General features: G+C 62.4%; 1 protein-coding gene. It reads left to right on the top strand.

What is annotated here, in order from left to right; translation table 11 throughout:
* Nucleotides 1-81 precede the first annotated feature (81 nt).
* A partial coding sequence (locus SMD10_RS25470; protein ID WP_331688510.1) for an IS5 family transposase occupies nucleotides 82-913 on the top strand: 832 nt, incomplete at its 3' end.

Raw genomic sequence — 913 nt, 5'->3', positions numbered from 1 at the left:
TGAGTGGTATCAGTGGGTTAGCTTGACAGCCTCGCCGGCCGTTGATTCAGGGGTTTTGCCAAAAACTACCTTGGATCAACGATGTGGACCGATACCACTCGCGCACAGCATGCGCGCACCAGCCTGGCTTTGCCAAGCGATTTGACCGATGCGGAATGGGCGGCGCTTGAGCCATTCCTCCCTCCGCCGTCGGTTGTTGGGCGTCCCCGGAAATGGCCGCTGCGGCGGATCCTTGAGGCGATCCTGTACCTCCTGCGCGGCGGTCTGCCGTGGCGAATGCTGCCTCCCTGCTTTCCGCCAGTCTCGACGGTGCGGCGCTGGTTCTATCTGTGGCGCGACAACAGGCTGTGGCTCACGATCAATCATGCGTTGCTGATGATCTCGCGCGAAGCGGAGGGTCGCGAGGCCTCGCCGAGCGCCGGCGTGATCGATAGCCAGAGTGTGAAAACCACGGAAAGCGGCGGTCCTCGCGGCTATGATGCCGGCAAGAAGGTCAAGGGCCGCAAACGCCACATCCTCACCGACACCCAGGGCAATCTGGTTCACGCCGTGATCCACACCGCCGACATTCAGGATCGAGACGGCGCGCCGCTGGTGCTCGCAGAAATCCTGCACCGCTTCCCCTGGCTGCGCCACATCTTCGCCGATGGCGGCTATGCCGGGGACAAGCTGAAGGATGCCCTGCGCCGGATCGGAAAATGGACCATCGCGATCATCAAACGATCCGATACCGTCAGCGGCTTCGCGGTCCTGCCTCGGCGCTGGGTGGTCGAACGCACCTTTGCGTGGCTCAATCGCAATCGACGGCTTGCCAAGGACTTCGAGCAGACCATCGCATCTGCCAATGCATGGCTGTTCCTCGCCTCGGTCCAACTCCTCGCTCGCCGCGTCGCAAGGCTCGCTAATTCATCTG

The organism is Consotaella aegiceratis (assembly GCF_036541425.1).
GTDB classification, from domain to species: domain Bacteria; phylum Pseudomonadota; class Alphaproteobacteria; order Rhizobiales; family Rhizobiaceae; genus Consotaella; species Consotaella aegiceratis.
This window is presented reverse-complemented; position numbering and strand designations above follow the sequence as displayed.